The following is a 23,647-nucleotide window of genomic DNA, read 5'->3' on the forward strand; positions in this document are numbered from 1 at the left end:
TATCTGCAACGTTTTTTTGTCCCGTCGTCGGAAAGTCGTTACGGCCGGCCGATCAGCCGCTCGACCCGATCGGTGACCATCTCGGGCGTGATGGCCGTCAGGCAGTGCCAGTCACCGAAACGGCAAGGCTTGTTGCCGAAGACCGAGCATGGGCGGCAATCGCAGTCAGCCTGCACGATGCCCTCCTCCGGTGCGCCGAATCCCAGGAATCCCAACCCGGGATGGGTGGCGCCCCAGATCGACACGACCGGCGTGCCGACCAGCGCCGCCAGATGCATGACCAGCGAATCCATCGCCACCACGCAGTCGAGATTCGAGACGAGGGCCATCTCGCCATCCAGCCGGAGCTTGCCGGCCAGCGCCGTCACGTTGGGATACGTCCGCTCCATCTCCTCGGCAAAGGTCTTCTCGGTGTCCCCGCCGCTGTGGATGAAGACCCGGTCAAAATGCTCCGCAAGCAGACGAACCAGCTCCCGGGCCTGCGCCTCGGGATAGGTCTTGCCCCGATGGGCCGAGAAGGGGGCGAAGCCCACCCAGCGGCCCTGCTTCGGCCCGAAAGGGTTTTCGAGGGTGCGATGCGGTGCCGGCGTCGGATCGGGAAACGTGAAGCCCAGCTGCCGGAAGACGTCGCAATAGCGCAACACGGTATGGCGCAGGGGTTTCATGCCACGGCCGCCCGTGCGGATGAAGCGGCGTTTTTCGGCGCGGCCCTTGTCGATATGGGCCGTCGGGATGCCGTGCAGCCGCATCGAGAGGCGGAAAGCCTTCGAGCGCAGCACGTCGTGGACGTCGGCCACGGCATCCACGCCGAGGCGCCGGGCCTCGGCCGCCAGCCGCCACATGCCCCGCAGCGAGTGGTGCACACCCTTCGTGTCGACCTCCAGAAAATCGACCGGAAGCCCCTCGAAAAAGGGATAGAAGAGCCGCCGCGTCGCCACCGTGACCTTCAGATCGGGGCAGGCCGCGCACAGCGCCCGCAGGGCATGGGGCAGCATCGCCACGTCGCCCATGGCCGAGGTGCGCAGTACCAGCAGGTGACGGGGCAGCGGGCCGTTACTTTTTCTGCCCATAGAGCACGGGATTCAGCGACGGGTCGTTGTACATCTTCATCTGCTTGTAGGTCTTCATGTACTTGCGTCCCGCCTCGATATCCTCGATCAGCTCCTCGATGGCCCGCGAAAGGTCGACCTGCTGGGTGAGCAGCACGTCGAGCTTGCGGCGGCAGGCATCGCGGTGAGCCTGGTCGACATCCGTACGTTCGGTCTCGCGAGCCATGTGGTAGATCTTCAGCGCCAGGATCGACAGCCGGTCGATGGCCCACGCCGGCGTCTCGGTATTGAGCCGTGCATCGGCCGCCGGGCGGACATCCCGGTACTTGTCCAGCAGGTAGGAGTCGATATACTCCACCATGTCCGTGCGGTCCTGGTTCGACTTGTCGATACGCCGCTTGATCCGGAGCGCCTCCACCGGGTCGATCGCCGGGTCGCGGATGATGTCCTCCAGATGCCACTGCACGGTGTCGATCCAGTTCTTGTGGTAGAGCAGGTGGTCGATCGTCCCCGCCTCGAACGGATTCTCGATCGGGTGGTCCACATCGTCCCAGCGGTGGTAATCCTCGATGGAACGGTTGAAAATGCGGTTCGCGTTTTCGGTAAACATAGGTTCGGTTTTATGGGATTATTGCTATTTTCAGCGGAAAATTATACCTTTGTCGGTAATCATCAAACAAAGATAATGAATATTTCCAGAAAAGCAATACTCCTGACGGGAATCCTCCTGGGACTCGCCCTCGGCCTGAGGGCCCAGGTGCGCCAGACCCGCGAGGAGTATGTCGACCGATACATGCACATCGCCGTGGCACACATGGAGCGTTACGGCATCCCGGCCAGCATCACCCTGGCCCAGGGAATCCTCGAGTCGGACTGCGGCAACAGCCTCCTGGCAATGAAGTCGAACAACCACTTCGGCATCAAGTGCAAGACGGGCTGGAAGGGCGAGCGCGTCTACCACGACGACGACGCCAAGGGCGAATGCTTCCGCGCCTACCCCTCGGTCGAGGCCTCGTACGAGGACCACGCCGAATTCCTCGACTCGCAGCCCCGCTACGACTCGCTCTTCGCCTACGCCTCGGACGACTACAAGAGCTGGGCCCGCGGGCTGAAGGCCGCCGGCTATGCCACGGCTCCGGACTACGCCCAGCGGCTGATCCGCATCATCGAGGAGAGCCAGCTCTACCTGCTGGACCGTCCCGACGGTGAGCGGCTCTACGCCACGCGCTTCGGACTGGAGCGCAACCCCGAGGAGTGGTTCTCGTCGCAGTCGAGCGTCGAGGAGGTCGCCCGCACCGAGGCGGCCGTCGATCCGGACAACTACCGCGTGACGATCAACGCCCACGAGGGTTACAACGTCTACATGACCAACGGCGTGCACTACGTCACGGCCAAGGAGAACGACACCTTCGAGAACATCGGCCGCAAGTTCCGCATCTCGGCACGCAACCTGCGGCGGTTCAACGACCTGAAGGACAAGAAGGCCCAGCCGATGACCGGCGAGGTGGTCTACATCGAGCGCAAGAAGAAGCGCTGGGAGGGCAATGCCCAGCACCACATCTGCCGCCCGGGCGAAACGGCCTACGCCGTCGGACAGTCCTACGCCATCCGCACGCGGTCGATCGAGCGGCTCAACGGACTCAAGCCCGGCGAAGAGCTTGAAGCCGGCCGCCGGCTGCGCATCAAATAAACCCCGGCAGACAGGGCGGCCGTGCAGCAGCCGGGACCCCGGACAACAGCCCCGGAAACCGCCGGACGACACCCCGCACCCGAATACCGCAAAAACCAACGACATACCATACCTTATGGAAACAACCCCCTTGAGAACCCGGATTCTCGACACGATCATCCGCAAATCGAACCTCAAACAGAAGGTTTTCGACAATACGTTCGCCGCCTTCAACCTGCTGAAGGAGACGCTGCTCGAAATCGCCGCGGAGATGGACGACGAACTGGACGGCAAACTCGACCGCCGCGTGCGGCTCGAATACCGCGACCGCGGTAAATTCGAGGCCCAACTGCAGGTGGCCAACGACCTGCTGATCTTCCAGATGCACACCGACATCTTCGAGTTCGACGCCAACCACCTCATCTGGCAGAATCCCTACGTGCAGGCCGACCAGGAGAACTCCTACTGCGGTCTGATCAACATCTACAACTTCCTCTCCGACTCGTTCAAGTTCAACCGCAACGCCGACGAGGGCTATCTCATCGGGCGGATCTTCATCAACCGCGAACGCTGCTACTTCGTCGAGGGCAAGCAGCAGACCTCAATGCGAGCCATGAACTTCGGCAAGAAGGAGATCGACCGCGACGCGCTGGTCGACGTGCTGGAGGCGGCCATCGCCTACTCGCTCGACTTCGACCTGCTGATGCCTCCCTACGAGGAGAACAAGCGCGTGACGGTCGACCAGTTCAACACCAAGATGGACAACTCGAAATTCGTGACGGGCAAACGCCTGGGCTACGACTTCGACGTCGAGGACATCTGATCCCGCAACCCGCCTGCCGGCAACACCTCACCAGAACACTCCGCAACACGATGAACAACCCGACCAACCGAAGCACGCGCCGCACAGCCTCCCTGCTGTTGGGCGCGACGCTTCTTTTTACGGCCGGCCGCACCTCGGCCGGTAACGAATATGCCGAAATCGCCCGTCTGAAGGCGCTGAACGAGACGGTGCGCGGCATCCGCTCGATGAACGACGGCGAGCACTACACCCGCCTCGAGGGCAACGACATCCGCCGCTACGCCTACGCCGAGGCGGGAGCGGGCGAGAGTCTGCTCCCGACGCCGACGCCCAACCTCACGATCTCGGACTACGAGCTTTCGCCCGACGAGCGGTCGATCCTCATCGCCTCCGGGCGGCAGCCGATCTACCGCCACTCCTACACGACAAGCTATACGCTCCTGCGCGACGGACGGCTGACGCCGATTCTGCGCGAGGCCGAGGCACCGCGCGACGCCTCGTTCTCGCCCGACGGACGGCGCATCATCTACTCCGACCACAACGACCTCTACGCCTACGACCTCGAGACGCGGCAGACCCGCCGTCTGACCGACGACGGCCGCTGGAACGAGGTGATCAACGGCACGACGGACTGGGTCTACGAGGAGGAGTTCGGCACGACGAAGGCCTACGCCTTCTCGCCCGACGGCAGCCGCCTGGCCTTCCTGCGCTTCGACGAGAGCCAAGTGCCGCTGATGGAGATGATGCGCTACGACGGCAAGCTCTACAACCGGGCCTTCTCATTCAAGTACCCGAAGGCCGGCGAGCGCAACTCGACGGTCGAACTGTGGGTCGTCGACCTGGCAACCGGCGCCAAACAGCGCCTCGAGACGGGTCCCGAGAGCGACCAGTACATTCCGCGCATCGGTTGGACCCCCGACGGGCGGCCGTGGTACTTCCGCCTGAACCGCCGCCAGAACACCTTCGAGATGGTGGTCTGCGAGCCCCACGGCGCCCAGCGCACGGTCTACGAGGAGCGCACGCAGCAGTATGTCGAGCGGGTTGACGACCAGACGGTCACGTTCGTCGACCGGGACCGCTTCCTCGTGCGGCAGGAGAGCCATACGGGCTACATGCACCTCTACCTCTACAGCCTGCGCCGCGGACTGCTCGAACAGGTGACCCGCGGGGAGTGGGAGGTGACGCAGGTGGTCGGCACGGACGGCAAACGTGTCTGGTACCTCTCGACCGAGACCTCGCCCCTGCGCCGCAACCTCTACAGCGTGCGCCTCGACGGCCGCGACAAACAGCGTCTGACACAGGGCGAAGGGTACTACACCGTCGCGCCGAGCGTCGGCATGCACTACTTTATCACCACCTTCTCGAACGCCTCGACGCCCAATCTCACCGAGGTGTGCGATGCCGAAGGGCGGCCTCTGCGCACGCTGGCCGACAGCCGCGCGCTGCGCGACGAGCTCGCGGCCCGGCAGCAGCCCGTCAAGGAGTTCTTCCGCTTCACGACCGAGCGGGGCGACACGCTCAACGCCTATCGAGTGCTGCCCCGCGGTTTCGACCCCGCGAAGCGCTACCCCGTGCTGCTGACGCAGTACTCGGGCCCGGGATCGCAGCAGGTGGCCGACCGCTGGTCGATGGACTGGGAGGATGCCCTGGCCGAAAAGGGTTACGTGGTGGTCTGCGCCGACGGCCGCGGAACGGGCTTCCGGGGCGAGAAATTCAAGAAACAGACCTACGGACGGCTCGGTGCGCTGGAGGTCGAGGACCAGCTCTCGCTGGCCCGCTACATGGCCTCGCAGCCGTGGATCGACCCGGCGCGCATCGGCATCTACGGCTGGTCGTACGGCGGATTCATGGCCCTGAGCTGCGCGCTGAAGGGCCACGGGCTGTTCCGCATGGCGATTGCCGTGGCGCCGGTCACCTCGTGGCGCTACTACGACACGATCTACACCGAAATCTACAACAACCTCCCGCAGTTCAATGCCGACGGGTATGACAAATATTCGCCGATCCACTTCGCACAGATGCTCGACGACCGGCGCACGCGGCTGCTGATCATCCACGGCACGGCCGACGACAACGTCCATTTCCAGAATACGGTCGAGATGACCCGCGCGCTGAACCGTGCCGGCAAGCAGTACGACATGATGGTCTATCCGGACCAGAACCACTCGATGATGCCCGACGCCATGAGCCACGTGCGGCAGAAGATGATCGACTATACGCTCGAACATCTATGATCCGGTCGCTGCATATCGCCACCCCGCTGGGGCGGATGACGCTCACGGCCTCGGAGCAGGCGATCGTCGGACTGAGCTTCGGCAGTGAGATCCCCGCCGGGGCGGAGCTTGTTGCGGAAGGGGCGGAATTGCGGGCCGACGGAGGAGTGATGTACACGGGAGAGGCGGCACTGCGGACCGACGGGAATGCAACTTGCGCAGCCGGGGCAGTATGTGCGGCCGGAAAGCCGGGACGCGCAACAGAAGAACCGGGACGCGCAGCCGGAGGCATGCAGGTCCGCACGCCCGGCGAAAGGGTAACATGCGCGGCCGGAGAACCGGGGCACGCGGCCGGATCGGAAATTCCGCCGCTACTGCGCCGTGCAGCCGAAGAGCTCGGGGAGTACCTGGCCGGGCGGCGGCGTGACTTCACCCTACCGCTCGATCCCAGCGGGAGCGATTTCCAACGGCAGGTCTGGCAGGCCCTGCGGAGCATCCCCTACGGCCAGACGCGCACCTACGGCCAGATTGCCGAACAGATCGGCCGCCGGCGGGCCGCACGGGCCGTCGGGATGGCCAACAACCGCAACCCGATCGCCATTCTGATTCCCTGCCACCGGGTCATCGGCAGCGACGGTTCGATGACGGGCTACGCCGCCGGAATCGCCATCAAGGAGCGTCTGCTGGCTCTCGAACGCCGCAACACGCCCCGGGCCGAAGGCGAACTCTTCCCCGTTCGGGACGACCGGTGACAAGACGCCCGGCCGGCGCCCGACCAAAGGCGGAAAAACGAACCGCCGGAGCATCCCCTACCGACGCCCCGACTCCCGATCTGCGGAGTCTACCGGGGATTCCACCATCTCATAGGCATTTTTCGAACGGACGGCATAACGCGTCCAGTCGTTGAAGTTGAAGTAGCGCACCACCCACGCGGGATAGGGGCTCCAGTTGATTTTGCGCAGCGTCAGCGGTGAGTGGTCCGCCAGACCGGAATCCGCCGAGAGGATCAGCACCTGCCGTCCGGCGGCCGCAAGCTGCTGCGCCGCGGCCTCCAGTTCGGCCGATGTGGCGCAGTGGCGCAGGTCGAGGTTCCGAGGCAGGTAGAAGCGCGCTTCGGTCACGCGGGGCTCGCCCGAGAAGTGCTGCATGCGGCTGCAGTAGGTTGTCTCCCCGGCGAGGTTCAGCGCCACAACCTCGCCCCGACCGCGGCAATAGTCACGCAGCATGCAGTAGAAGCTGATATCCGGCGTGGTCTGCGCCAGATTGTAGACCATGGCGCCGAGATTCAGCACCGCCAGTACGCCCAGCGCCCACTGCCAGCCGCGCCGAGAGAAGCGTTCGCCCTGTCCGCGGAACAGATCGACGAGAAACCACGGCACGAAGAAGAGCGCCGGGAAGAAGAAGCGGATCTCCTTGTGAGCCAAAAAGAAGTGGATGAGCAGGAAGGGAATCAGCATCCAGGTGACGACGTGGCGCGGATGGCGCCAGAAGAAGACAAGCGTCGCGACGAGGGCCAGCAGTCCGAAGAAGATGCCGCCCTCCAACACCGGGGCCGTCAGGTAGTACCACCAGGGTTCGTGGCGGAACAGATCCATCCGGGCATGGAGGATATTCTCCTGCAGGTAGTTCCACGGGGCGAAGACCCACTCGCCGTAGAGCCAGTGGTCGGCCGCCATCCCGACGGCCAGCAGCACCGCAACCCCCACCACCATGCCGGCATAGAGCCGCCAGCGGCGGTTGAAGCACAACAGCCAGATGCCGTAGCCCAGCAGGGCGAAACCCGCCTGATAGCGGACGATGAAGAGTGTCCCGGCCACGGCTCCGAGCGCCAGTCCCCAACGGAACTCCTGCCGGGAGTCGCTGCGGCGGTAACGGATCGTCAGCGCCGCAAGCAGCAGCAGGAGATTACCCGAGAGCATCTCGGCGTTGAAATGGACGTGCAGATAGGCCATGAACCAGAGGAAAAAGCCCGTCAGCAGGAACCACTTGCTCTGTGCTTCGGAGAGCCCGCCGCGCACCGTACGCCAGAAGAAGAGCATCACGACCACCGACAGAAGACCGCTCAACAGCTGCAGCAGCGTCACGGCCAGCCACGGCGACCAGATGCCGGCGGCCGTCAGCCCGCGGCAGACGACCCACGCCACGAAGGGTTGCACGCCGGAGCGCATCTGCAGCGGATACTCCCAGGCCAGATGGTCGACCGTCGGGGTTCCGAAGAGCTTCATGTGGGCATATTCGAGGATCTGGTAGTGTTCGTCGGAGTGGTAGACGCCCCGGCTCAGCAGCGCATAGAGCAGGGTCACCAGGCATCCCGCCACCAGAATCTGTCGGACGGAGATCCGTCGCAAGAGGGTAAGCAGCATGATTTCGAGCGGTTACAAGCGATTTCGTGAGGCAAAAATAGGGCAAATTCCGCAATATCCGGCCGGCACCGCACAAAATACGATCTCCGGCCGTACAAAATAGAGGCGCAACCCGTTGGGGTTGCGCCTCTTTGAGCGATCCTCCCGGATCAGAGTCCGAAGGAGAGGGTATTGATTCCGTCGTAAACGGCGCTTACCACACCCAGCAGCAGCACGCCGGCCATGCACAGAGCCAGGCTGATGCGCGTATAGGTATCGCTGCGGAAAGTGGCAATCGGCTCGTCCGACGGGGTGATGAACATCGCCTTGACGATCAGCAGGTAGTAGTAGAGCGAGATGACCGTATTGAGCAGGGCGATGAAGACCAGCACGTAGAAACCCGCCTTGAAGGCCGACGCGAAGACGAAGAACTTCGAGAAGAAGCCCGCGAAGGGCGGAATGCCCGCCAGCGAGAAGAGCGCCAGCATCATCATCACGGCCAGTTTGGGATTCGTGCGGTAGAAGCCGTTGTAGTCCTCGAGCGAGACCTTGCCGCCCGTGTGCTGCTCGACGGTCGACAGCACGCCGAAGACCGCCAGGTTGGCCGCCAGATAGACCAGCACGTAGAAGACCAGCGAGGTCATGCCCAGCGCACTGCCGCCGATGACGGCCAGCATGATGTAGCCGGCCTGCGAGATCGACGAGAAGGCCATGAAGCGTTTGAGGTCCTTCTGCCGCAGGGCGAAGAGGTTGGCCACCGTGATGCTCAGCACCGTGACGATCCACAGCAGCGTCTGCCACTGCTCGATCATCGGGGCGAAGACCTTGACCAGCGTCGTGAAGAGCACGAACGCGGCCGCAGCCTTCGAGACGACCGAAAGGTAGGAGGTCACGGTCGTCGGAGCGCCCTGGTAGGCGTCGGCCGTCCAGAGGTGGAACGGCACGAGCGAGATCTTGAAGCCCAGGCCCGAGAAGAAGAAGACCAGCGACATGATCTCGAGGGGCGAACCGTCGAGTCGGGGCGCCATGTCGTCGAAATAGAGCGTACCGGTCGTGCCGTAGAGGAACGAGATGCCGAAGAGCATCAGACCGCTCGAGAAGAGGGCGCAGAGGATGTATTTCGCACCGGCCTCGGCCGAGTGGTGCTTGTACTTGTCGAAGGCCACCAGGCAGGCCATCGGCACCGAGGCCAGTTCGAGTCCGATGAAGAACATCAGGAAGTGGCCCGCCGAGATCATGAAGTACATGCCCAGCAGCGTCGAGAGGGTCAGGATGTAGAATTCGCCCTGTTTGTGGCGGGTGTCCTCACGCTGCAGCCACTGATCGGCCTGCAGGCAGACGATCAGCGCACCGATCGAGAGGATGCTCTTCACCACGCCGTCCATCGGCACCGTGCGGAACATCCCGCCGAAGAGTTCGCCCTCGGGACCCGGGACCAAGTTGACCGCCACCTGAACGAGCAGCAGCACGCACGTCACGGCCGAGAACCAGCGGTGACCGCGCTCGCCGGCGATCAGGTCGTAGAGGAAGACGAGAACAAGGATTGCCGTGAGGGTCAGTTCGGCCCGCATCAGCGGAAATATCGAGGTGTAATCCATACGCTTATCAACTCAAGATGTGTGCAATGAGTTCCGAGACGCTGCCGCGGATCATGTCGCTCACCCACAGCGGGGCCAGGCCCAGACCGGCGACGGCCACAACCAGGCAGATGACCGCGAAGCGTTCGTCCCACGTGGCGTCGGAGAGTTTCAGATGTTCGGGGTTTTGGCACGTGCCGTAGAGGATCCGTCCGATGACGCGCAGGATGTAGACCGCCGTGATGACGATCGACGTGCAGGCGATGACGGTCACCACGCGGTGGAACGTATCGTCGTTCATGAAGGCGCCATTGAAGATCGTCATCTCGGCCACGAAGCCGCTCAGGCCCGGCAGTCCGAGGTTCGCCAGACCGGCGATCACGTAACCCACCGCCAGAAAGGGCATCACTTTCATCAGACCGCTCAGCTGACGCACGTCACGCGTATGCGTACGGCCGTAGATCATGCCGATCAGCGCGAAGAAGAGCGCCGTCATCAGACCGTGGCTCAGCATCTGCAGGATGGCGCCCGTCGAGGCCGTGGTATTCATCATCAGAATGGCGAAGAGCACCAGACCGCAGTGCGATACCGACGAGTAGGCGTTGATGTACTTCAGGTCGGTCTGCACGCAGGCCGAGAAGGCGCCGTAGACCACCGAGATGGTCGTCAGGATGATGAAGATCCAGCTCAGCTCGTGCGCCGCCTCGGGCAGCAGGTACATCGCCACGCGGAAGCAGCCGTAGCCGCCCAGCTTCATCAGCACGCCGGCGTGAAGCATCGAGACGGCCGTCGGGGCCGAGGCGTGACCGTCGGGGCTCCACGTGTGGAAGGGGAACAGGGCCCCCAGCACGCCGAATCCGATGAAGACCAGCGGAAACCAGATCCGCTGCAGCTGGATCGGAATGTTGTGCAGGGCGGCGATCTCCTGCACGTTCATCGTCGTGGCACCGGCACCGAAATAGATGCCCAGGATGCCGATCAGCAGCAGCGCCGAACCGCCCATGAGCATCAGCGTCAGCTTCATGGCCGAGTACTCCTTGCGGCCGCTGCCCCAGACGCCGATCAAGAGATACATCGGGATCAGCGCCACCTCGTAGAACATGAACATCGTGAAGAGGTCGACCGAGATGAAGAATCCGAAGACGCCGACACTCAGCAGACAGAACCACAGGAAATAGGCCTTGACGTCCTTCTGCATCTGCCACGAGGCGAAGGTGCCCGTAAAGACGATGATGGCCGAGAGCAGCAGCATGGCCACCGAGATGCCGTCGACACCCACGGCATAGTGGATGTTGAGCGGGGCGTACCACATGACGCTCTCCGTAAGAAGCATCTGGGCCGTTTCACCCGCCTCACGCAGGCCGAGGTAGTGGAAAACGAGCCATACGGCCAGCGCCAGCAGCACCGTGGATCCCACCACCATCACGGTATGGATCTGCCGCCGCGACTTCGAGAGCCACAACCCCAGCATCATCACCAGGGGTACGGCAGGAAACAGGGATAAGATATTCATAACGTGTTCCGATTAGCAGATTAAAAGAATCAGGATCGTCAGTCCCAACGCACCGCCCATGAACCAGATGCAGTAACGCTGCACACTGCCGCTCTGCATGCCGCGGATCAGGCAGGCGACACCGTTCGTGGCCGAGGCCAGCAGATTGAGGAAACCGTCGACGACGTGACGGTCGAACCAGGCGATCGGCGTCGAGATGCAGGCGAAGATCACGCGGTGGGTGATGAACTGGTACACCTCGTCGATGTAGAAGCGGTGGTAGGCCGCCCGATGCAGACCGCTGAAACGTTCGGCCAGACGGTCGGCCACGGGCTGCTTCTCACGGGCGTACATCCACGTAGCCAGCGCAATGGCCACGACGGCCACGCAGAGGCTCAGCGTCGCCACACGGCCGTCGATGTGGATCGTGTAGGGGAGGCCGTCCGACGAGACGAACTGCCCGAAGGGGATGAAGCCCGCCACGCAGGTCACCGCAGCCAGAATCAGCAGCGGGAGCGTCATCGTGAAGGGGGCCTCGTGGGGCGTATGCTCGGCGTGGAGCTCGCGGTTCTCGCGGCCCCAGAAGATGCCGTAGTAGAGGCGGAACATGTAGAAGGCCGTCAGACCGGCGATGGCCGTCATCACCCACCCCATCACGGGGCTGAAGGCGAAGCAGGCCGTCAGGATCTCATCCTTCGAGAAGAAACCGCTGAAGGGCCAGATGCCGGCGATGGCCAGGCAGGCCACGAGGAACGTGATGTGCGTCAGGGGCATATACTTGCGCAGGCCGCCCATCGTCGACATCTCGTTCGAGTGTACGGCGTGGATGATGGCGCCGGCACCGAGGAACAGCAGCGCCTTGAACATGGCGTGGGTGAAGAGGTGGAACATCGAGGCCATGTAGCCCAGACCGCCCGTGTGGGGGTCGCTCGACGTGCAGACGCCCAGCGCCACGATCATGAAGCCGATCTGCGAGATGGTACTGAAGGCCAGCACGCGCTTGATGTCGCTCTGCACGCAGGCTACCACGGCGGCGTACAGCGCCGTGAAGGCACCGATGTAGGCCGTCCAGTGCAGCACCTCGGGGGCGTAGCCGATGAACAGCGGGAACATCCGCGCCACGAGGTAGACACCGGCCACGACCATCGTCGCGGCATGGATCAGCGCAGAAACGGGTGTCGGGCCCTCCATGGCGTCGGGCAGCCAGATGTGCAGCGGGAACATGGCGCTCTTGCCCGCACCGCCGACAAACATCAGACCCAGCGCCAGCGGGATCATCACCCCGGCGGCGGCCAGCGTCGCGGCGGCGGGCGTGAAAGTGAACGTCCCGGCGTAGTAGCCGTAGACGAGGATGCCGACGAGGAAGCCCAGGTCGGCGAAGCGCGTCACGATGAAGGCCTTCTTCGAGGCGGCGATCGCCTCGGGCTTCGTGTAGTAGAAGCCGATCAGCAGGTAGGAGCTGACGCCCACCAGCTCCCAGAAGAGGTACATCTGGAAGATGTTCGTCGCCACGACCAGCCCCATCATGCTCATCGTGAAGAGCGACAGGAAGGCGTAGTAGCGCTGGAAGCCCCGCTCGCCCTTCATGTAGCCGAACGAATAGATGTGGACCATGAGCGACACGGTGGAGATCACCACCAGCATCATTACCGAGATCGGATCGAGCAGCACACCCAGGTCGATGTGCAGATCACCCGAGATGGGCAGCCAGACCGTATTCCACGGAATGAGGGTCGGGAAGAGGCCTGCGGCGTCGCGTCCGGCCGAGAAATACTCCCAGGCCGTCAGGTAGCTCAGCACGGCCACCACGGCCAGCACCGCCGTACCGATGGCCCCCGCCACCACGGGCCGGAGTTTCATGCCCGCGAGTCCCAGCAGCAGGAAGCTCACGAAGGGCAGCAACAGAATCAGAATCGTATATTCCATAAGCGTTCGTGCACGGGGTTTACCACTTCATCTCCCGCAGGTTCTTGACCTCGATGTTGCGGATGTTGCGGTAGATGTTGATGATGATGGCGATGGCCACGGCGGTCTCCGCGGCGCTCACGCCGATGGCAAAGAGCGTGAAGAAGAATCCCTCCAGCTGCTCCGGGAAGAGGAAACGGTTGAACACCACGAAGTTGATATCCACCGAATTGAGGATCAGCTCCACGGAGATCAGCATCGCCAGCAGGTTGCGGCGCGTGACGAAGCCGTAGAATCCCACGAACATCAGGATCGTGGAGACGACGAGATAATATTCCATTTTGATCATAGCCGTACTTTTTTTAACGTTTGCGGGCGATCATGATACCGCCGACGATGCAGGCCAGCAGCAGTACACTGATGACCTCGAAGGGCAGGACGTAACCGTATTTGTCGGCGCTCATCAGCGCATGACCGATGGTCCGCACGTTGAGTTCGCCGTGTTCGAAGTGCTGCGGCAGGAAGTCGTGGCGCAGCATCACCCACAGGCAGACGCCCAGGCTCAATACCGTGGCGATCAGACCCGCGATGAACTTGTAGCTCTTCAGTTCGGAGGCCTTGTCGCCCTCGCTCGACGTCAGCAGGATCGAGAAGACGTAGAGCACCGTGATACCGCCGGCATAGATGAGCAGCTGAACGGCGCCCAGGAACGAGTAGTTGAGCTGGAAGTAGATGCCCGCCGTGCCGAAGAGTACGAAGAGCAGGTAGGTCGCAGCCCGCAGAATACGCTTGGTCGTCACGGCCAGGATGGCGTTCACACAGATGAATATCGCCAGAATGATGAAAACGATCAGTTCGAGAGTTATCTCCATGGCTTAACGATTGAGTTGTTTGACGAGTTTTTCACGGGTGAAGACCGCATGTTCGAACTTCGTGGTGAAGCGGATGGCGCCCGTCGGGCAGCCGTTCACGCACAGGTGGCAGAACATGCACGACCCCAGGTCGTACTCGTAGCGCACCAGGCGTTTCTTCTTCTTGCCCGTTTCGGGGTCGGTGACCATTTCGGTCGTCAGACGGATCGTGCCGTTGGGGCAGTTGGTCTGGCACAGCCCGCAGGCGATGCACTTGTTGTGGCCCTCGGCGTCGTGCGGCATGGTCAGTTCGCCGCAGTAGCGGTCGAACATCTTCAGCGTGGCCCGGTTCTCGGGGTACTGTTCGGTGACCTTCGGCGTGAAGAACTCCCGGAAGGTGACCTTCATGCCCGTGAGAAGGGTTCCCAGGCCGTGGAAAAGTCCTTTGATATAGCTCATAATCAGAAATGCAGTTTGAATACGACGACAATGACCATCAGCAGCAGGTTCACCAGTCCGATCGGCACAAGGTATTTCCACTCGAGGGTCAGGATCTGGTCGATGCGCAGACGCGGGAACGTCCACTTGATCCACATCAGCAGCCACACCACGAAGAAGGCCTTGGCAAAGAACCACACGAAGCCCGGAATGTAGTCCATGGCGGTGTTGAAGCCCTCCCAGCCGGGGATGTGCAGCGGCATCCACCCGCCGAGGAAGATCGTGGCCGCCACACCCGAGATGATGAACAGGTTGACGAACTCGGCCACGTAGAACAGTCCGAAGTGCATGCCCGAATACTCGGTGTGGTAACCGGCCGTGAGCTCCGACTCGGCCTCCGGAAGGTCGAACGGACCGCGGTTGACCTCGGCGTTGCCGGCGATCAGGTAGATGACGAAGGCGATCAGCGCCGGGATGTGGCCCTTGAAGAGGAACCAGCCGTCGGCCTGCCGCTCGACGATCTCGGAGAACTGCATCGTATCGGTCAGCACGACGATCGTGAGGATCGACAGACCGATCGACAGCTCGTAGGAGATCATCTGCGCGCCGCTGCGCATGGCGCCGATGAGCGAGTACTTGTTGTTCGAGCTCCAGCCGGCCAGCAGGATGCCCACCACGCCGATCGACGAGGCGGCCATCAGGAAGAAGACGCCGACGTTGAAGTCGAGGATCTCCAGCCCCCGCGCCACGGGCAGGCAGGCGAAGGCCAGTACCGAGGCCAGAATGACGATATAGGGGGCCAGGTTGTAGAGGAAACGGTCCGAATGGCGGATGGTGATGATCTCCTTGGTCAACATCTTCAGCACGTCGCAGAAGACCTGCACCGTGCCCCACGGTCCCACGCGCATCGGGCCCAGACGGCACTGGAACGCCGCGCAGACCTTGCGCTCCATGAAGATCATCACGATGGCGATCATGGCATACATCAGCAGCAGGCAGACGCCGACGATCACGCATTCGAGGAAGATCGCCAGGCCCTCGGGCATCCACGACGTCAGCAGTCCGTGAACCCAGCTTGTAATTATGCTGAAATCAAACATATCTTCGGGTTTTGCGTTTAACGGTCAATATCGGGGACCACATAGTCCAGCGTTCCGCCGATGGCGATCAGGTCGGCGATCTTCACCCCGCGCGAGATGGTGTCCAGGCAGGCCACCAGCGGAAGCCCCGTCGAGCGGAACTTCATGCGGTAGGGGTACTTGTCGCCGCGGCTCTCGATAAAGACGCCGAACTCGCCGCGGCTCCCCTCGACGGCGGCGTAGTAGCTGCCCTCGGGGATGCGGATCACGGGCTTCATCTTCAGCTGGTAGTCGCCCTCGGGGATGTTGTCGATCAGCTGCTCGATGATGTTCATGCTCTCTTCGATCTCGCGCATGCGGACCATGTAGCGGGCGAAGCAGTCACCCTCGGTGAAGAGCACCTCGTTGAACTGCACCTTGTCGTAGGCGGCATAGGGGTGGCGCTTGCGCACGTCGCAGGCCCAGCCCGAGGCACGTCCCGTACCGCCCGTGGCGCCGAACGAGATGGCATCGCGGCGCGTCAGCACGCCCGTACCCTTCAGACGCTCCTGGGCAATGACGTTGCCCGTGAAGACCTCGTGGTACTCGCGCAGTTTCGGACGCATGTAGGCGATGAACTCCTTGGTCTTGCGCACGAACTCCGGATGGATGTCGGCCTGTACGCCGCCGATCGTATTGTAGGTCTGGATCAGACGGCCGCCGGTGGTCTGCTCGAGGATGTCGAGGACCTTTTCGCGGTCGCGGAAGCCGTAGAAGAAGGCCGTCAGGGCGCCCATGTCCATGCAGAGGCACGAGAAGAAGAGCAAGTGCGAATCGATGCGCTGCAGCTCGTCCATGATCGTACGGATATACTTCACGCGATCGGTCACCTCGACGCCCAGCCCCTTCTCGATGCACATGCACAGCGCATGGCGGTTCTGCGAAGCCCCGAGGTAATCGAGACGGTCCGTCAGGGCCAGCGTCTGCGGGTAGGTCAGCTCCTCGCACATCTTCTCGATGCCGCGGTGGATGTAGCCGCAGTGGGCGTCGAGCTTGCGGATGATCTCGCCCTCGAGCGAGACGCGGAAGCGCAGCACGCCGTGGGTGGCGGGGTGCTGGGGGCCGATGTTGATGACGTACTCCCCTTCGTCGAAGAGGACGTTGCGCTGGCGGATGACGCTGCCGTCGGGCATCAGCTCGTAGGAGGCGGTGCTGTCCTTCGAGACCTCGTTGCTCATGCGCAGCGGGTTGAGCGACGGATCGTAGTCCTTGCGCAGGGGGTAGCCCACCCAGTCGTCGCGCAGGAAGAGGCGGCGCATGTCGGGGTGGTTCAGGAAGCGGATGCCGAAGTAGTCGAAGGCCTCACGCTCGTTGAGTTCGGCCGCCTTCCAGAGGTCGCACACCGAGGGAAGCACCGGATTTTCGCGGTTGGCGGTCAGCGTCCGCAGGACGACATTCTCGCCCGTAGACGTCGCCTCGAGGTGGTAGACCACGCCGAAGCCCTCCTCGCCCCAGTCCATGCCCGTGAGGCTGCGCAGGAAATCGAAGCCTTCGTGATGGAGGCGCTTGGCCAGGTCGTGGAACCGTTCGGACGGCACGGTAAACATCCCGTCGCCGTTCTCCGACCACACGGCCGCGGGCTCCCACGCCGTGATTTTATCTTTCAGATTACTGTTCATGGTTCGAATCTCGATCTTCTACATTCAGTTCGTTCTTTTCGGCCGTCAGGTCGCGGCGCATCAACTCCTCGTACTCCTCCTGGCTGATCTGGCGGTTGACGTCGCCGAAGAAGCGCTGCACCTTGACCTTGCGCTGCAGCTGCATCAGTCCGTAGAGCATCGCTTCGGGACGCGGCGGGCAGCCCGGGATGTAGACATCCACCGGAAGGATCTGGTCCACGCCGTTGACCACGTGGTACGACTTCTTGAACGGGCCGCCGCTGATGGCGCAGCCGCCCGTGGCAATGACGTACTTCGGGTCGGCCATCTGGTCGTAGAGACGTTTCAGTACGGGGGCCATCTTGTGGGTGATCGTACCGGCGACCATGATGAAGTCGGCCTGACGTGGGGAGGCGCGGGCCACTTCAAACCCAAAGCGGGCAAAATCGTAGCGCGCGGCGCCCACGGCCATGAACTCGATGCCGCAGCAGCTCGTGGCGAAGGTCAGCGGCCAGAGACTGTTGCTGCGGCCCCATTCGATCACCTCGTCCAGGCATCCCACGACGACGTTCGTGCCGTGCTCGCGCAACTCGCGAATCATCGATTCGATGTACTCGTTGTCGTTGAAGTCTTCGTACTTCATCGACTTGATGCGGGGTTTTCCTACTTCCATTCCAAAGCTCCTTTCCGCCAGGCATAGGCCAGGCCCAAAATCAATACGACCAGGAAGAACAGGATGCTCACCAGCCCGTAGGTGCCGAGATCCTGCACGACGACGGCCCACGAGAAGAGGAAGACCGTCTCGACGTCGAACATCAGAAAGAGGATGGCAAAGAGGTAGTAACCCACCTTGAACTGCATCCACGAACGTCCGTGCGTCGGAATACCGCATTCGTAGGCCTCACCCTTCTGGGGGTTGTACGAACGCGGCGAGATGGCGCGGGCGATGCCCAACGCGACTGCAACCAGCGCAATGGCCGTAAGAATGACGACCACCAATAGCGTGAAATACATATATTAATTTATTTATGGATTCGACGGTTGCTGCGACCGGCGGGAGGAGGGCTCCCGGGGTCGGTTACTGGGTCCGTCCTGCGGCCATATCGGCGGAGGCCGTGCTCCGCGGCGGCGGAAGACGGAGCCGGGCGGGTCAAATCAGCAGGCGCCCGAGCGAAATGACATAGTCATCCCCCGCAGAGCCGGGCCCGGCGTCGGAGTGCCGGGCCGAGGCGATCCGCACCCCGACGGCGCGCTCCACGTCGGCACGCTGCACGGCACGCTGCCGCACGACGAACTTGTGTGCGAAGATGACAACCGGGGGTTCGGCCTGGAATTCGCAGGAGTGGGTCCACGCAGAGAGCTGGTTGCGAACGGCATCGGAAGCGCCGTCGGATTCGGTCGAGCAGGTCAGCACCGACTGGTTGTCGTGGACCTCGTTCCGGAAAGATACACCTTCCAGACTCCCCGTCAGAACGAAGAGCAACAGAATCAGCAAGTATTGAATTCTCTCCACCATCGGATTAGCGGCATTTCGCGTTGCGAAGATACGCTCTTTCGCGCAGAAAACACAACCCCGAGGCAAAATTTTTTTAAAAAGTCGGTTTTTCGGCTCCGAAGCGGGGGGGGGGGCCGAACGGACGTCGGACCCTCCCGGACGACAATCGCCGCCGGGTCGGCAACCGTCAGCCGGCCATCCCCGGGTCCGGATTCTGGAAAAATATCGGTGTTTTTGCCTCTTCGAACCAAAAAAATCGTATCTTTGAGAAGAATTCCAAAACATTCATTATTAACCCTAACACTACACTCATGAAAAAACTTCTGCTTTGTCTGGCCCTGGCCGGCATGACCTCGGCCCTGTACGCCCAGAAGGGCGGCGACATGCTCGTTTCGGGATCGTTGTCCTGGAAATCCTCCAGCTCGAAGGCCACCGTAGCCTCGACCTCCGCCACCGAGAAGGGGTCGCGCAGTTTCGAAATCACACCGCAGTTCCACTACTTCGTCATCGACAAACTTTCGGTCGGCGGCGCCATCGGCTACAGCTTCACGAAGGATCCGAACTACAACAACTCCACCAACGGCGACCAGCTCTTCGACAAGAGCGGACTCTTCATCATCCGCCCGATGGTCAGCTACTACATCTCGCTGGGTGAGAAATTCTACTACGTTCCGCGTTTCTACGTGGGCGCAGGCTTCGGAAAGAACAAATCGGAGATCAACGATACGGATGTCACCGAGCAGAACACCTCGATGTTCCAGATAGGTCTCAACCTGCTCAACTTCGAATTCCGGCCTTCGGACCACATCGGCATCATGTTCAATGCCGGCGACCTGGGCTACCGCACCGACATCACCAAGGAGGGCGACAACAAACTCTCGAACCGCAGTTTCTCGCTCGGTCTGAACCTCGGCGCCACGATCGGATTCAACTACTACTTCTGATCCTGCCCGCCGTCAAGGCCCGTTCCACACCGCCGTTTTCCTGAGAAACGGCGGTTTTTTCGTATAAATTGAAAGCTCCGGAGGCAATATCTCGATTTTTTTGCGTAATTTTGAGAAATAACCTTTCAAACCAACACCATGAAACTACCCTACGCTGAACCCTACAAGATCAAGATGACCGAGGCCATCCGCACGTCGACCCGCGAAGAGCGCGAAACCTGGATCCGTGAGGCCCGCTACAACCTCTTCAAGCTGCGCGCCGACCAGGTGACGATCGACCTGCTGACCGACTCCGGCACGGGCTCGATGTCCGACCGCCAGTGGGCCGCCATGATGACCGGCGACGAAAGCTATGCCGGCGCCTCCTCCTACTTCCGGCTGCGGGCCATGGTCGAGAAGCTCTTCGGCATGCCCTACTTCCTGCCGACCCACCAGGGACGCGCCGCCGAAAACGTCATCTTCTCGGCGCTGCTCCACGAGGGTGACATCGTCCCCGGCAACTCGCACTTCGACACCACGAAGGGACACATCGAGTTCCGCCGCTGCCACGCCGTCGACTGTACGATCGACGCCGCAGCCGACACCCAGCTCGAACTCCCCTTCAAGGGCGAGATGGACACGGAGAAACTCGAAAAGGTCCTGCGCGAGAATCCCCGCGAGAAGATTCCGTGCGTGGTGCTGACCATCACCAACAATACGGCCGGCGGACAGCCCGTCTCGATGCGCAACATCCGCCAGACGGCCGAGGTATGCCGCCGCTACGGCGTGCCCTTGCTCATCGACTCGGCGCGCTTTGCCGAGAACGCCTACTTCATCAAGACCCGCGAAGAGGGCTATGCCGACCGTTCGATCAAGGAGATCACCCGCGAGATCTACTCCTACGCCGACATCATGACCATGTCGGCCAAGAAAGACGGCATGGTGAACATGGGCGGACTGGTGGCCATGCGCTCCGAGGAGCTCTTCACGCGCGCCATGTCGTTCTGCATCATGTACGAGGGGTATGTCACCTACGGCGGCATGTCAGGACGCGACATGGATGCCCTGGCCGTGGGGCTGGACGAGAATACGGAGTTCGAGCAGCTTGACGCCCGCATCCGCCAGGTGAAACTGCTGGGCGACCTGCTCGACGAGTACGGCGTACCGTATCAGCGGCCGGCCGGCGGACACGCGATCTTCATCGACGCCAAGAAGGTACTGCCGAACCTCCCGAAGGAGCAGTTCATTGCCCAGACGCTGGCCGTGGAGCTCTACATCGAGGCGGGGATCCGCGGCGTGGAGATCGGCTCGATCCTCGCGGACCGCGACCCCGAAACGCACGAAAACCGTTATCCGGCCCTCGAACTGCTGCGTCTGGCCATCCCGCGCCGCGTCTATACGGACAACCACATCCGCGTCATTGCCGCCGCCTGCCGCAACATCTACGAACGCCGCGCCGAGATCACGACCGGCTACCGGATCACCTTCGAGGCCCCGATCCTACGACACTTCACCGTCGAACTCAAAAAGATCGAATAATCCCGCCATGAAACGACTTCTGTTGACACTGGCCGCTCTCGGAACGGCCTTCACCCTGCAGGCGAAGATCACCCTGCCGGTGCTCTTCAGTGACAACATGGTACTCCAGCAACAGAGCGATGCCCGCTTCTGGGGAACGGCTTCGGCGGGTAAAAAGGTGACGATCCGACCGTCGTGGAGCAAACACCCCGTTACAACGACGGCCGACCGCGAGGGCCATTGGCAGACGACCGTTCCCACCCCCGAGGCAGGCGGTCCCTACACCATCGAGCTGAGCGACGGCGAAGCGCTGAAGATCAACAACGTCCTGATCGGCGAGGTGTGGTTCTGCTCCGGACAGTCGAACATGGAGATGCCCATGGGCGGCTTCCGGAATCAGCCCGTCGAAGGGGCCACGGAGGTGATCGTCGGAGCCAAGGCCTCAACGCCGATCCGCATCTGTACCGTCCAGCGCGCCACGGCCCGCACGCCGCAGGAGAGCTGTTCGGCCCGCTGGTTGGAGAACACGCCCGACGCGGTCGCCGCCTCCAGTGCCACGGCCTATTACTTTGCCCGTTACCTCGAGCAGCGGCTCGACATTCCGGTCGGAATCATCGTCACCTGCTGGGGCGGAACCCCCGTCGAGGCATGGATGGACCGCCCTGCCATGGAGGCCTTCCCGGAATTCGACCTCTCGTTCCTCGACCGGAACGACAAGATCAACCACCCGTCGCATCAACCCACGATGCTCTACAATGCGATGATCGCCCCGCTCATCCCCTATACGATCAAGGGGTTCCTCTGGTATCAGGGCGAGGAGAACCGCAACCGCCCGGCCCAGTATCAACGGCTGATGCCGGCCTTCGTCGAGATGCTCCGCAAGAACTGGGGCCAGGGTACCCTGCCGTTCTACTACGTGCAGATCGCACCCTACAAGTACGGAGTCCCCGATCTGGTGGGCGGTTCGGCGCTGCTGCGTGAGGCCCAGATGCGCAATCTCGACGAGATTCCGGCCAGCGGCATGGTCGTCACGCTCGACATCGGCAACAAAACCTGCATCCATCCGGCACGCAAGGCTCAGGTCGGTCAGCGGCTGGCCTGGCTGGCGCTGTACAACGACTACGGCATCCGGGGATTCGAACCCAACGCCCCGATCTACGAGTCGATGAGCGTCGAGGGCAACCGTGCCCTGCTGACCTTCCGCACGGGCAAGAGCTCGCTGGCGCCGCTGGGTGACGAACTCGCCGGGTTCGAGGTGGCCGGAGCCGACCGGGTCTTCCATCCGGCCAAGGCGTGGATCGACGGCCGCAAGGGTGTGCTGATCGTCTCCAGCGAGGAGGTTCCAACACCGGTTGCCGTACGCTACGCCTTCCGCAACTATGCCGAGGCCTCGCTCTTCAACACCAGCGGCATTCCCGCCTCGTCGTTCCGCACCGACGACTGGGAACTCCCCGTCAAATAATCCGGCAGCCTCCCGGGGGAGGCAAGGCGGGGGGGGGGGAAAAATAAAATCGGCCCCGACTCGGCCGGCCCATCCCATGAAAAAACCCTGTCCCGTGAATCCGGAACAGGGTTTTTCAGGTCGGTCGCACGCCGACGGGACTCCCGCCGCAGACCCGCCGCCATCAGAGCAGCGTCTCGAGGATCTGCACGGCATTGAGTGCCGCCCCCTTCTTGATCTGGTCGCTCACGCACCAGAACGTCAGGCCGTTTTCATCGGTCAGATCCTTGCGGATGCGGCCCACGTAGACGGGATCCTTGCCGGCGATGAACAGCGGCATCGGGTAAACCTTGTTGGCCGGATCGTCCATCAGCACCACGCCCGGCGCCTGGGCAAATGCCGCGCGAGCCTCCTCGACCGAAACCGGACGCTCGGTCTCGAGCCAGACGCTCTCCGAATGGGCCCGCATCACCGGCACCCGTACGCAGGTGGCCGACACACGGATATCGGAGTGCATGATCTTGCGCGTCTCGTTGAACATCTTCATCTCCTCCTTCGTGTAGTCGTTCTCGGTGAAGACGTCGATATGCGGAATGACGTTGTAGGCCAACTGGAAGGCGAACTTCTCGACCGTCGGCTCCTTGCCGGCGGCCAGTTCGGCATACTGATTGACCAGTTCGGTCATAGCCGAGGCTCCGGCTCCGCTGGCCGACTGGTAGGTTGCCACGTGCACACGGCGGATATGCGAAAGCTTCTCGATGGCGTTCAACGCCACAACCATCTGGATCGTCGTGCAGTTGGGGTTGGCGATGATCCGGCGCGGAGCACACTTCGCATCCTCGGGATTCACCTCCGGAACGACCAGCGGCACGTCAGCATCCATGCGGAAGGCACTCGAGTTGTCGATCATCAGGGCACCGTATTTGGTGATCGTATCGGCAAATTCGCGCGAGGTGCCGGCACCGGCCGACGTCAGGGCGTAATCCACCCCCTTGAAATCGTCGTTATGCTGCAACAGACGGACCGTCAGATCCTTGCCGCGGAAACGGTAGGTCCGGCCGGCGCTCCGCTGGGAGCCGAACAGCAGCAATTCGTCGATCTTCAGATCGCGTTCTTCGAGGATTTTCAGGAACTCCTGTCCTACGGCGCCACTGGCGCCCACAATGGCAATTCTCATGTTGTTTCCTAATTTAACGGATAGCGGGACAAGTTGTCC

22 protein-coding genes are annotated in these 23,647 nt (G+C 62.2%); 7 read left to right on the forward strand and 15 right to left on the reverse strand.

Translation table 11 applies throughout. The features are described 5' to 3' along the window. Positions 1-38 precede the first annotated feature (38 nt). Positions 39-1,070 (reverse strand): glycosyltransferase family 9 protein, encoded by a 1,032-nt coding sequence (locus B5G09_RS09485; RefSeq protein ID WP_087310777.1) that lies wholly within the window; start codon positions 1,068-1,070, stop codon positions 39-41. Continuing rightward, complete coding sequence (locus B5G09_RS09490) at positions 1,054-1,659, reverse strand: DUF4254 domain-containing protein (protein WP_087310775.1); 606 nt, start codon at positions 1,657-1,659, stop codon at positions 1,054-1,056. Before B5G09_RS09490 ends, B5G09_RS09485 begins: the two co-directional genes overlap by 17 nt. A 75-nt stretch (positions 1,660-1,734) precedes the next feature. Between B5G09_RS09490 and B5G09_RS09495 the strand changes: the two genes are divergently transcribed. The 4 genes from B5G09_RS09495 to B5G09_RS14545 all read left to right on the forward strand — a co-directional run bounded on the left by B5G09_RS09495 (position 1,735) and on the right by B5G09_RS14545 (position 6,485). Next, on the forward strand, positions 1,735-2,739 hold the full coding sequence (locus B5G09_RS09495) for a glucosaminidase domain-containing protein (protein ID WP_087404978.1): 1,005 nt from the start codon (positions 1,735-1,737) through the stop codon (positions 2,737-2,739). 115 nt (positions 2,740-2,854) lie between these two features. After that, a complete protein-coding gene (locus tag B5G09_RS09500) occupies positions 2,855-3,541 on the forward strand; it encodes a hypothetical protein (RefSeq protein WP_087310771.1) in 687 nt (228 codons plus the stop codon). A gap of 50 nt (positions 3,542-3,591) precedes the next feature. After that, positions 3,592-5,754, forward strand: coding sequence for a S9 family peptidase (locus B5G09_RS09505; RefSeq protein WP_087404979.1), 2,163 nt, complete (start codon positions 3,592-3,594; stop codon positions 5,752-5,754). Continuing rightward, positions 5,751-6,485, forward strand: coding sequence for a methylated-DNA--[protein]-cysteine S-methyltransferase (locus B5G09_RS14545; protein ID WP_343285481.1), 735 nt, complete (start codon positions 5,751-5,753; stop codon positions 6,483-6,485). The genes B5G09_RS09505 and B5G09_RS14545 overlap by 4 nt, the downstream gene beginning before the upstream one ends. 57 nt (positions 6,486-6,542) lie before the next feature. On the opposite strand, the gene B5G09_RS09515 is transcribed toward B5G09_RS14545, so the two are convergent. The 12 genes from B5G09_RS09515 to B5G09_RS09570 form a co-directional block, all read right to left on the reverse strand. After that, on the reverse strand, positions 6,543-8,096 hold the full coding sequence (locus B5G09_RS09515) for a hypothetical protein (RefSeq protein WP_087404980.1): 1,554 nt from the start codon (positions 8,094-8,096) through the stop codon (positions 6,543-6,545). 149 nt (positions 8,097-8,245) lie between these two features. Next, the gene (locus tag B5G09_RS09520) at positions 8,246-9,673 is read right to left on the reverse strand and encodes an NADH-quinone oxidoreductase subunit N (protein WP_087404981.1); all 1,428 of its coding nucleotides are present in this window, start codon (positions 9,671-9,673) and stop codon (positions 8,246-8,248) included. A gap of 7 nt (positions 9,674-9,680) precedes the next feature. Next, positions 9,681-11,165: an NADH-quinone oxidoreductase subunit M gene (locus B5G09_RS09525; RefSeq protein ID WP_087310763.1), complete on the reverse strand. Its 1,485-nt coding sequence runs from the start codon at positions 11,163-11,165 to the stop codon at positions 9,681-9,683. 12 nt (positions 11,166-11,177) lie between these two features. Continuing rightward, complete coding sequence (gene nuoL, locus B5G09_RS09530) at positions 11,178-13,070, reverse strand: NADH-quinone oxidoreductase subunit L (protein ID WP_087310761.1); 1,893 nt, start codon at positions 13,068-13,070, stop codon at positions 11,178-11,180. Between the two features lie 19 nt (positions 13,071-13,089). Continuing rightward, positions 13,090-13,398 carry an NADH-quinone oxidoreductase subunit NuoK gene (nuoK, locus tag B5G09_RS09535; RefSeq protein ID WP_087310759.1) on the reverse strand — a complete coding sequence of 103 codons (309 nt, stop codon included), beginning with the start codon at positions 13,396-13,398 and terminating at the stop codon, positions 13,090-13,092. A 13-nt stretch (positions 13,399-13,411) separates the two neighbouring features. Next, positions 13,412-13,921 (reverse strand): NADH-quinone oxidoreductase subunit J, encoded by a 510-nt coding sequence (locus B5G09_RS09540; RefSeq protein ID WP_087404982.1) that lies wholly within the window; start codon positions 13,919-13,921, stop codon positions 13,412-13,414. Positions 13,922-13,924: 3 nt separating this feature from the next. Then, positions 13,925-14,359: a 4Fe-4S binding protein gene (locus B5G09_RS09545; RefSeq protein WP_197714840.1), complete on the reverse strand. Its 435-nt coding sequence runs from the start codon at positions 14,357-14,359 to the stop codon at positions 13,925-13,927. A gap of 2 nt (positions 14,360-14,361) precedes the next feature. Next, positions 14,362-15,438 (reverse strand): NADH-quinone oxidoreductase subunit NuoH, encoded by a 1,077-nt coding sequence (gene nuoH, locus B5G09_RS09550; protein WP_087404983.1) that lies wholly within the window; start codon positions 15,436-15,438, stop codon positions 14,362-14,364. Between the two features lie 17 nt (positions 15,439-15,455). Then, positions 15,456-17,003 (reverse strand): NADH-quinone oxidoreductase subunit C, encoded by a 1,548-nt coding sequence (locus tag B5G09_RS09555; RefSeq protein WP_204246452.1) that lies wholly within the window; start codon positions 17,001-17,003, stop codon positions 15,456-15,458. A 61-nt stretch (positions 17,004-17,064) separates the two neighbouring features. After that, positions 17,065-17,727, reverse strand: a complete 663-nt coding sequence (locus tag B5G09_RS09560; protein WP_087310751.1) for an NADH-quinone oxidoreductase subunit B — start codon at positions 17,725-17,727, stop codon at positions 17,065-17,067. Beyond that, entirely contained in the window at positions 17,718-18,068 is a 351-nt protein-coding gene (locus B5G09_RS09565; protein ID WP_087310749.1) for an NADH-quinone oxidoreductase subunit A, read from the reverse strand. The genes B5G09_RS09560 and B5G09_RS09565 overlap by 10 nt, the downstream gene beginning before the upstream one ends. A gap of 136 nt (positions 18,069-18,204) precedes the next feature. Next, positions 18,205-18,567: a hypothetical protein gene (locus B5G09_RS09570; RefSeq protein WP_206384437.1), complete on the reverse strand. Its 363-nt coding sequence runs from the start codon at positions 18,565-18,567 to the stop codon at positions 18,205-18,207. Positions 18,568-18,860: 293 nt separating this feature from the next. On the opposite strand from B5G09_RS09570, the gene B5G09_RS09575 reads away from it, so the two are divergent. The 3 genes from B5G09_RS09575 (at position 18,861) to B5G09_RS09585 (ending at position 22,452) form a co-directional block, all read left to right on the forward strand. After that, positions 18,861-19,493, forward strand: a complete 633-nt coding sequence (locus B5G09_RS09575; RefSeq protein WP_087404985.1) for an outer membrane beta-barrel protein — start codon at positions 18,861-18,863, stop codon at positions 19,491-19,493. A gap of 138 nt (positions 19,494-19,631) precedes the next feature. Continuing rightward, positions 19,632-21,011: a tryptophanase gene (locus B5G09_RS09580; protein WP_087404986.1), complete on the forward strand. Its 1,380-nt coding sequence runs from the start codon at positions 19,632-19,634 to the stop codon at positions 21,009-21,011. Positions 21,012-21,018: 7 nt separating this feature from the next. Continuing rightward, entirely contained in the window at positions 21,019-22,452 is a 1,434-nt protein-coding gene (locus B5G09_RS09585; protein WP_087404987.1) for a sialate O-acetylesterase, read from the forward strand. Between the two features lie 163 nt (positions 22,453-22,615). Here B5G09_RS09585 and B5G09_RS09590 read toward each other — a convergent pair whose 3' ends face one another. After that, positions 22,616-23,608, reverse strand: coding sequence for an aspartate-semialdehyde dehydrogenase (locus B5G09_RS09590; protein ID WP_087310739.1), 993 nt, complete (start codon positions 23,606-23,608; stop codon positions 22,616-22,618). Positions 23,609-23,647: the final 39 nt, after the last annotated feature.

Origin of the sequence: Alistipes sp. An54, from assembly GCF_002159375.1 — a bacterium.
GTDB classification, from domain to species: domain Bacteria; phylum Bacteroidota; class Bacteroidia; order Bacteroidales; family Rikenellaceae; genus Alistipes; species Alistipes megaguti.

Bases quoted from the DNA above. Each gene is read 5' to 3' on its own strand.
- B5G09_RS09485 (WP_087310777.1), bottom strand. From the start codon at position 1,070: ATGGGCAGAAAAAGTAACGGCCCGCTGCCCCGTCACCTGCTGGTACTG.
- B5G09_RS09490 (WP_087310775.1), bottom strand. From the start codon at position 1,659: ATGTTTACCGAAAACGCGAACCGCATTTTCAACCGTTCCATCGAGGAT.
- B5G09_RS09495 (WP_087404978.1), top strand. From the start codon at position 1,735: ATGAATATTTCCAGAAAAGCAATACTCCTGACGGGAATCCTCCTGGGA.
- B5G09_RS09500 (WP_087310771.1), top strand. From the start codon at position 2,855: ATGGAAACAACCCCCTTGAGAACCCGGATTCTCGACACGATCATCCGC.
- B5G09_RS09505 (WP_087404979.1), top strand. From the start codon at position 3,592: ATGAACAACCCGACCAACCGAAGCACGCGCCGCACAGCCTCCCTGCTG.
- B5G09_RS14545 (WP_343285481.1), top strand. From the start codon at position 5,751: ATGATCCGGTCGCTGCATATCGCCACCCCGCTGGGGCGGATGACGCTC.
- B5G09_RS09515 (WP_087404980.1), bottom strand. From the start codon at position 8,096: ATGCTGCTTACCCTCTTGCGACGGATCTCCGTCCGACAGATTCTGGTG.
- B5G09_RS09520 (WP_087404981.1), bottom strand. From the start codon at position 9,673: ATGGATTACACCTCGATATTTCCGCTGATGCGGGCCGAACTGACCCTC.
- B5G09_RS09525 (WP_087310763.1), bottom strand. From the start codon at position 11,165: ATGAATATCTTATCCCTGTTTCCTGCCGTACCCCTGGTGATGATGCTG.
- nuoL (WP_087310761.1), bottom strand. From the start codon at position 13,070: ATGGAATATACGATTCTGATTCTGTTGCTGCCCTTCGTGAGCTTCCTG.
- nuoK (WP_087310759.1), bottom strand. From the start codon at position 13,398: ATGATCAAAATGGAATATTATCTCGTCGTCTCCACGATCCTGATGTTC.
- B5G09_RS09540 (WP_087404982.1), bottom strand. From the start codon at position 13,921: ATGGAGATAACTCTCGAACTGATCGTTTTCATCATTCTGGCGATATTC.
- B5G09_RS09545 (WP_197714840.1), bottom strand. From the start codon at position 14,359: ATGAGCTATATCAAAGGACTTTTCCACGGCCTGGGAACCCTTCTCACG.
- nuoH (WP_087404983.1), bottom strand. From the start codon at position 15,438: ATGTTTGATTTCAGCATAATTACAAGCTGGGTTCACGGACTGCTGACG.
- B5G09_RS09555 (WP_204246452.1), bottom strand. From the start codon at position 17,003: ATGTTTACCGTGCCGTCCGAACGGTTCCACGACCTGGCCAAGCGCCTC.
- B5G09_RS09560 (WP_087310751.1), bottom strand. From the start codon at position 17,727: ATGGAAGTAGGAAAACCCCGCATCAAGTCGATGAAGTACGAAGACTTC.
- B5G09_RS09565 (WP_087310749.1), bottom strand. From the start codon at position 18,068: ATGTATTTCACGCTATTGGTGGTCGTCATTCTTACGGCCATTGCGCTG.
- B5G09_RS09575 (WP_087404985.1), top strand. From the start codon at position 18,861: ATGAAAAAACTTCTGCTTTGTCTGGCCCTGGCCGGCATGACCTCGGCC.
- B5G09_RS09580 (WP_087404986.1), top strand. From the start codon at position 19,632: ATGAAACTACCCTACGCTGAACCCTACAAGATCAAGATGACCGAGGCC.
- B5G09_RS09585 (WP_087404987.1), top strand. From the start codon at position 21,019: ATGAAACGACTTCTGTTGACACTGGCCGCTCTCGGAACGGCCTTCACC.
- B5G09_RS09590 (WP_087310739.1), bottom strand. From the start codon at position 23,608: ATGAGAATTGCCATTGTGGGCGCCAGTGGCGCCGTAGGACAGGAGTTC.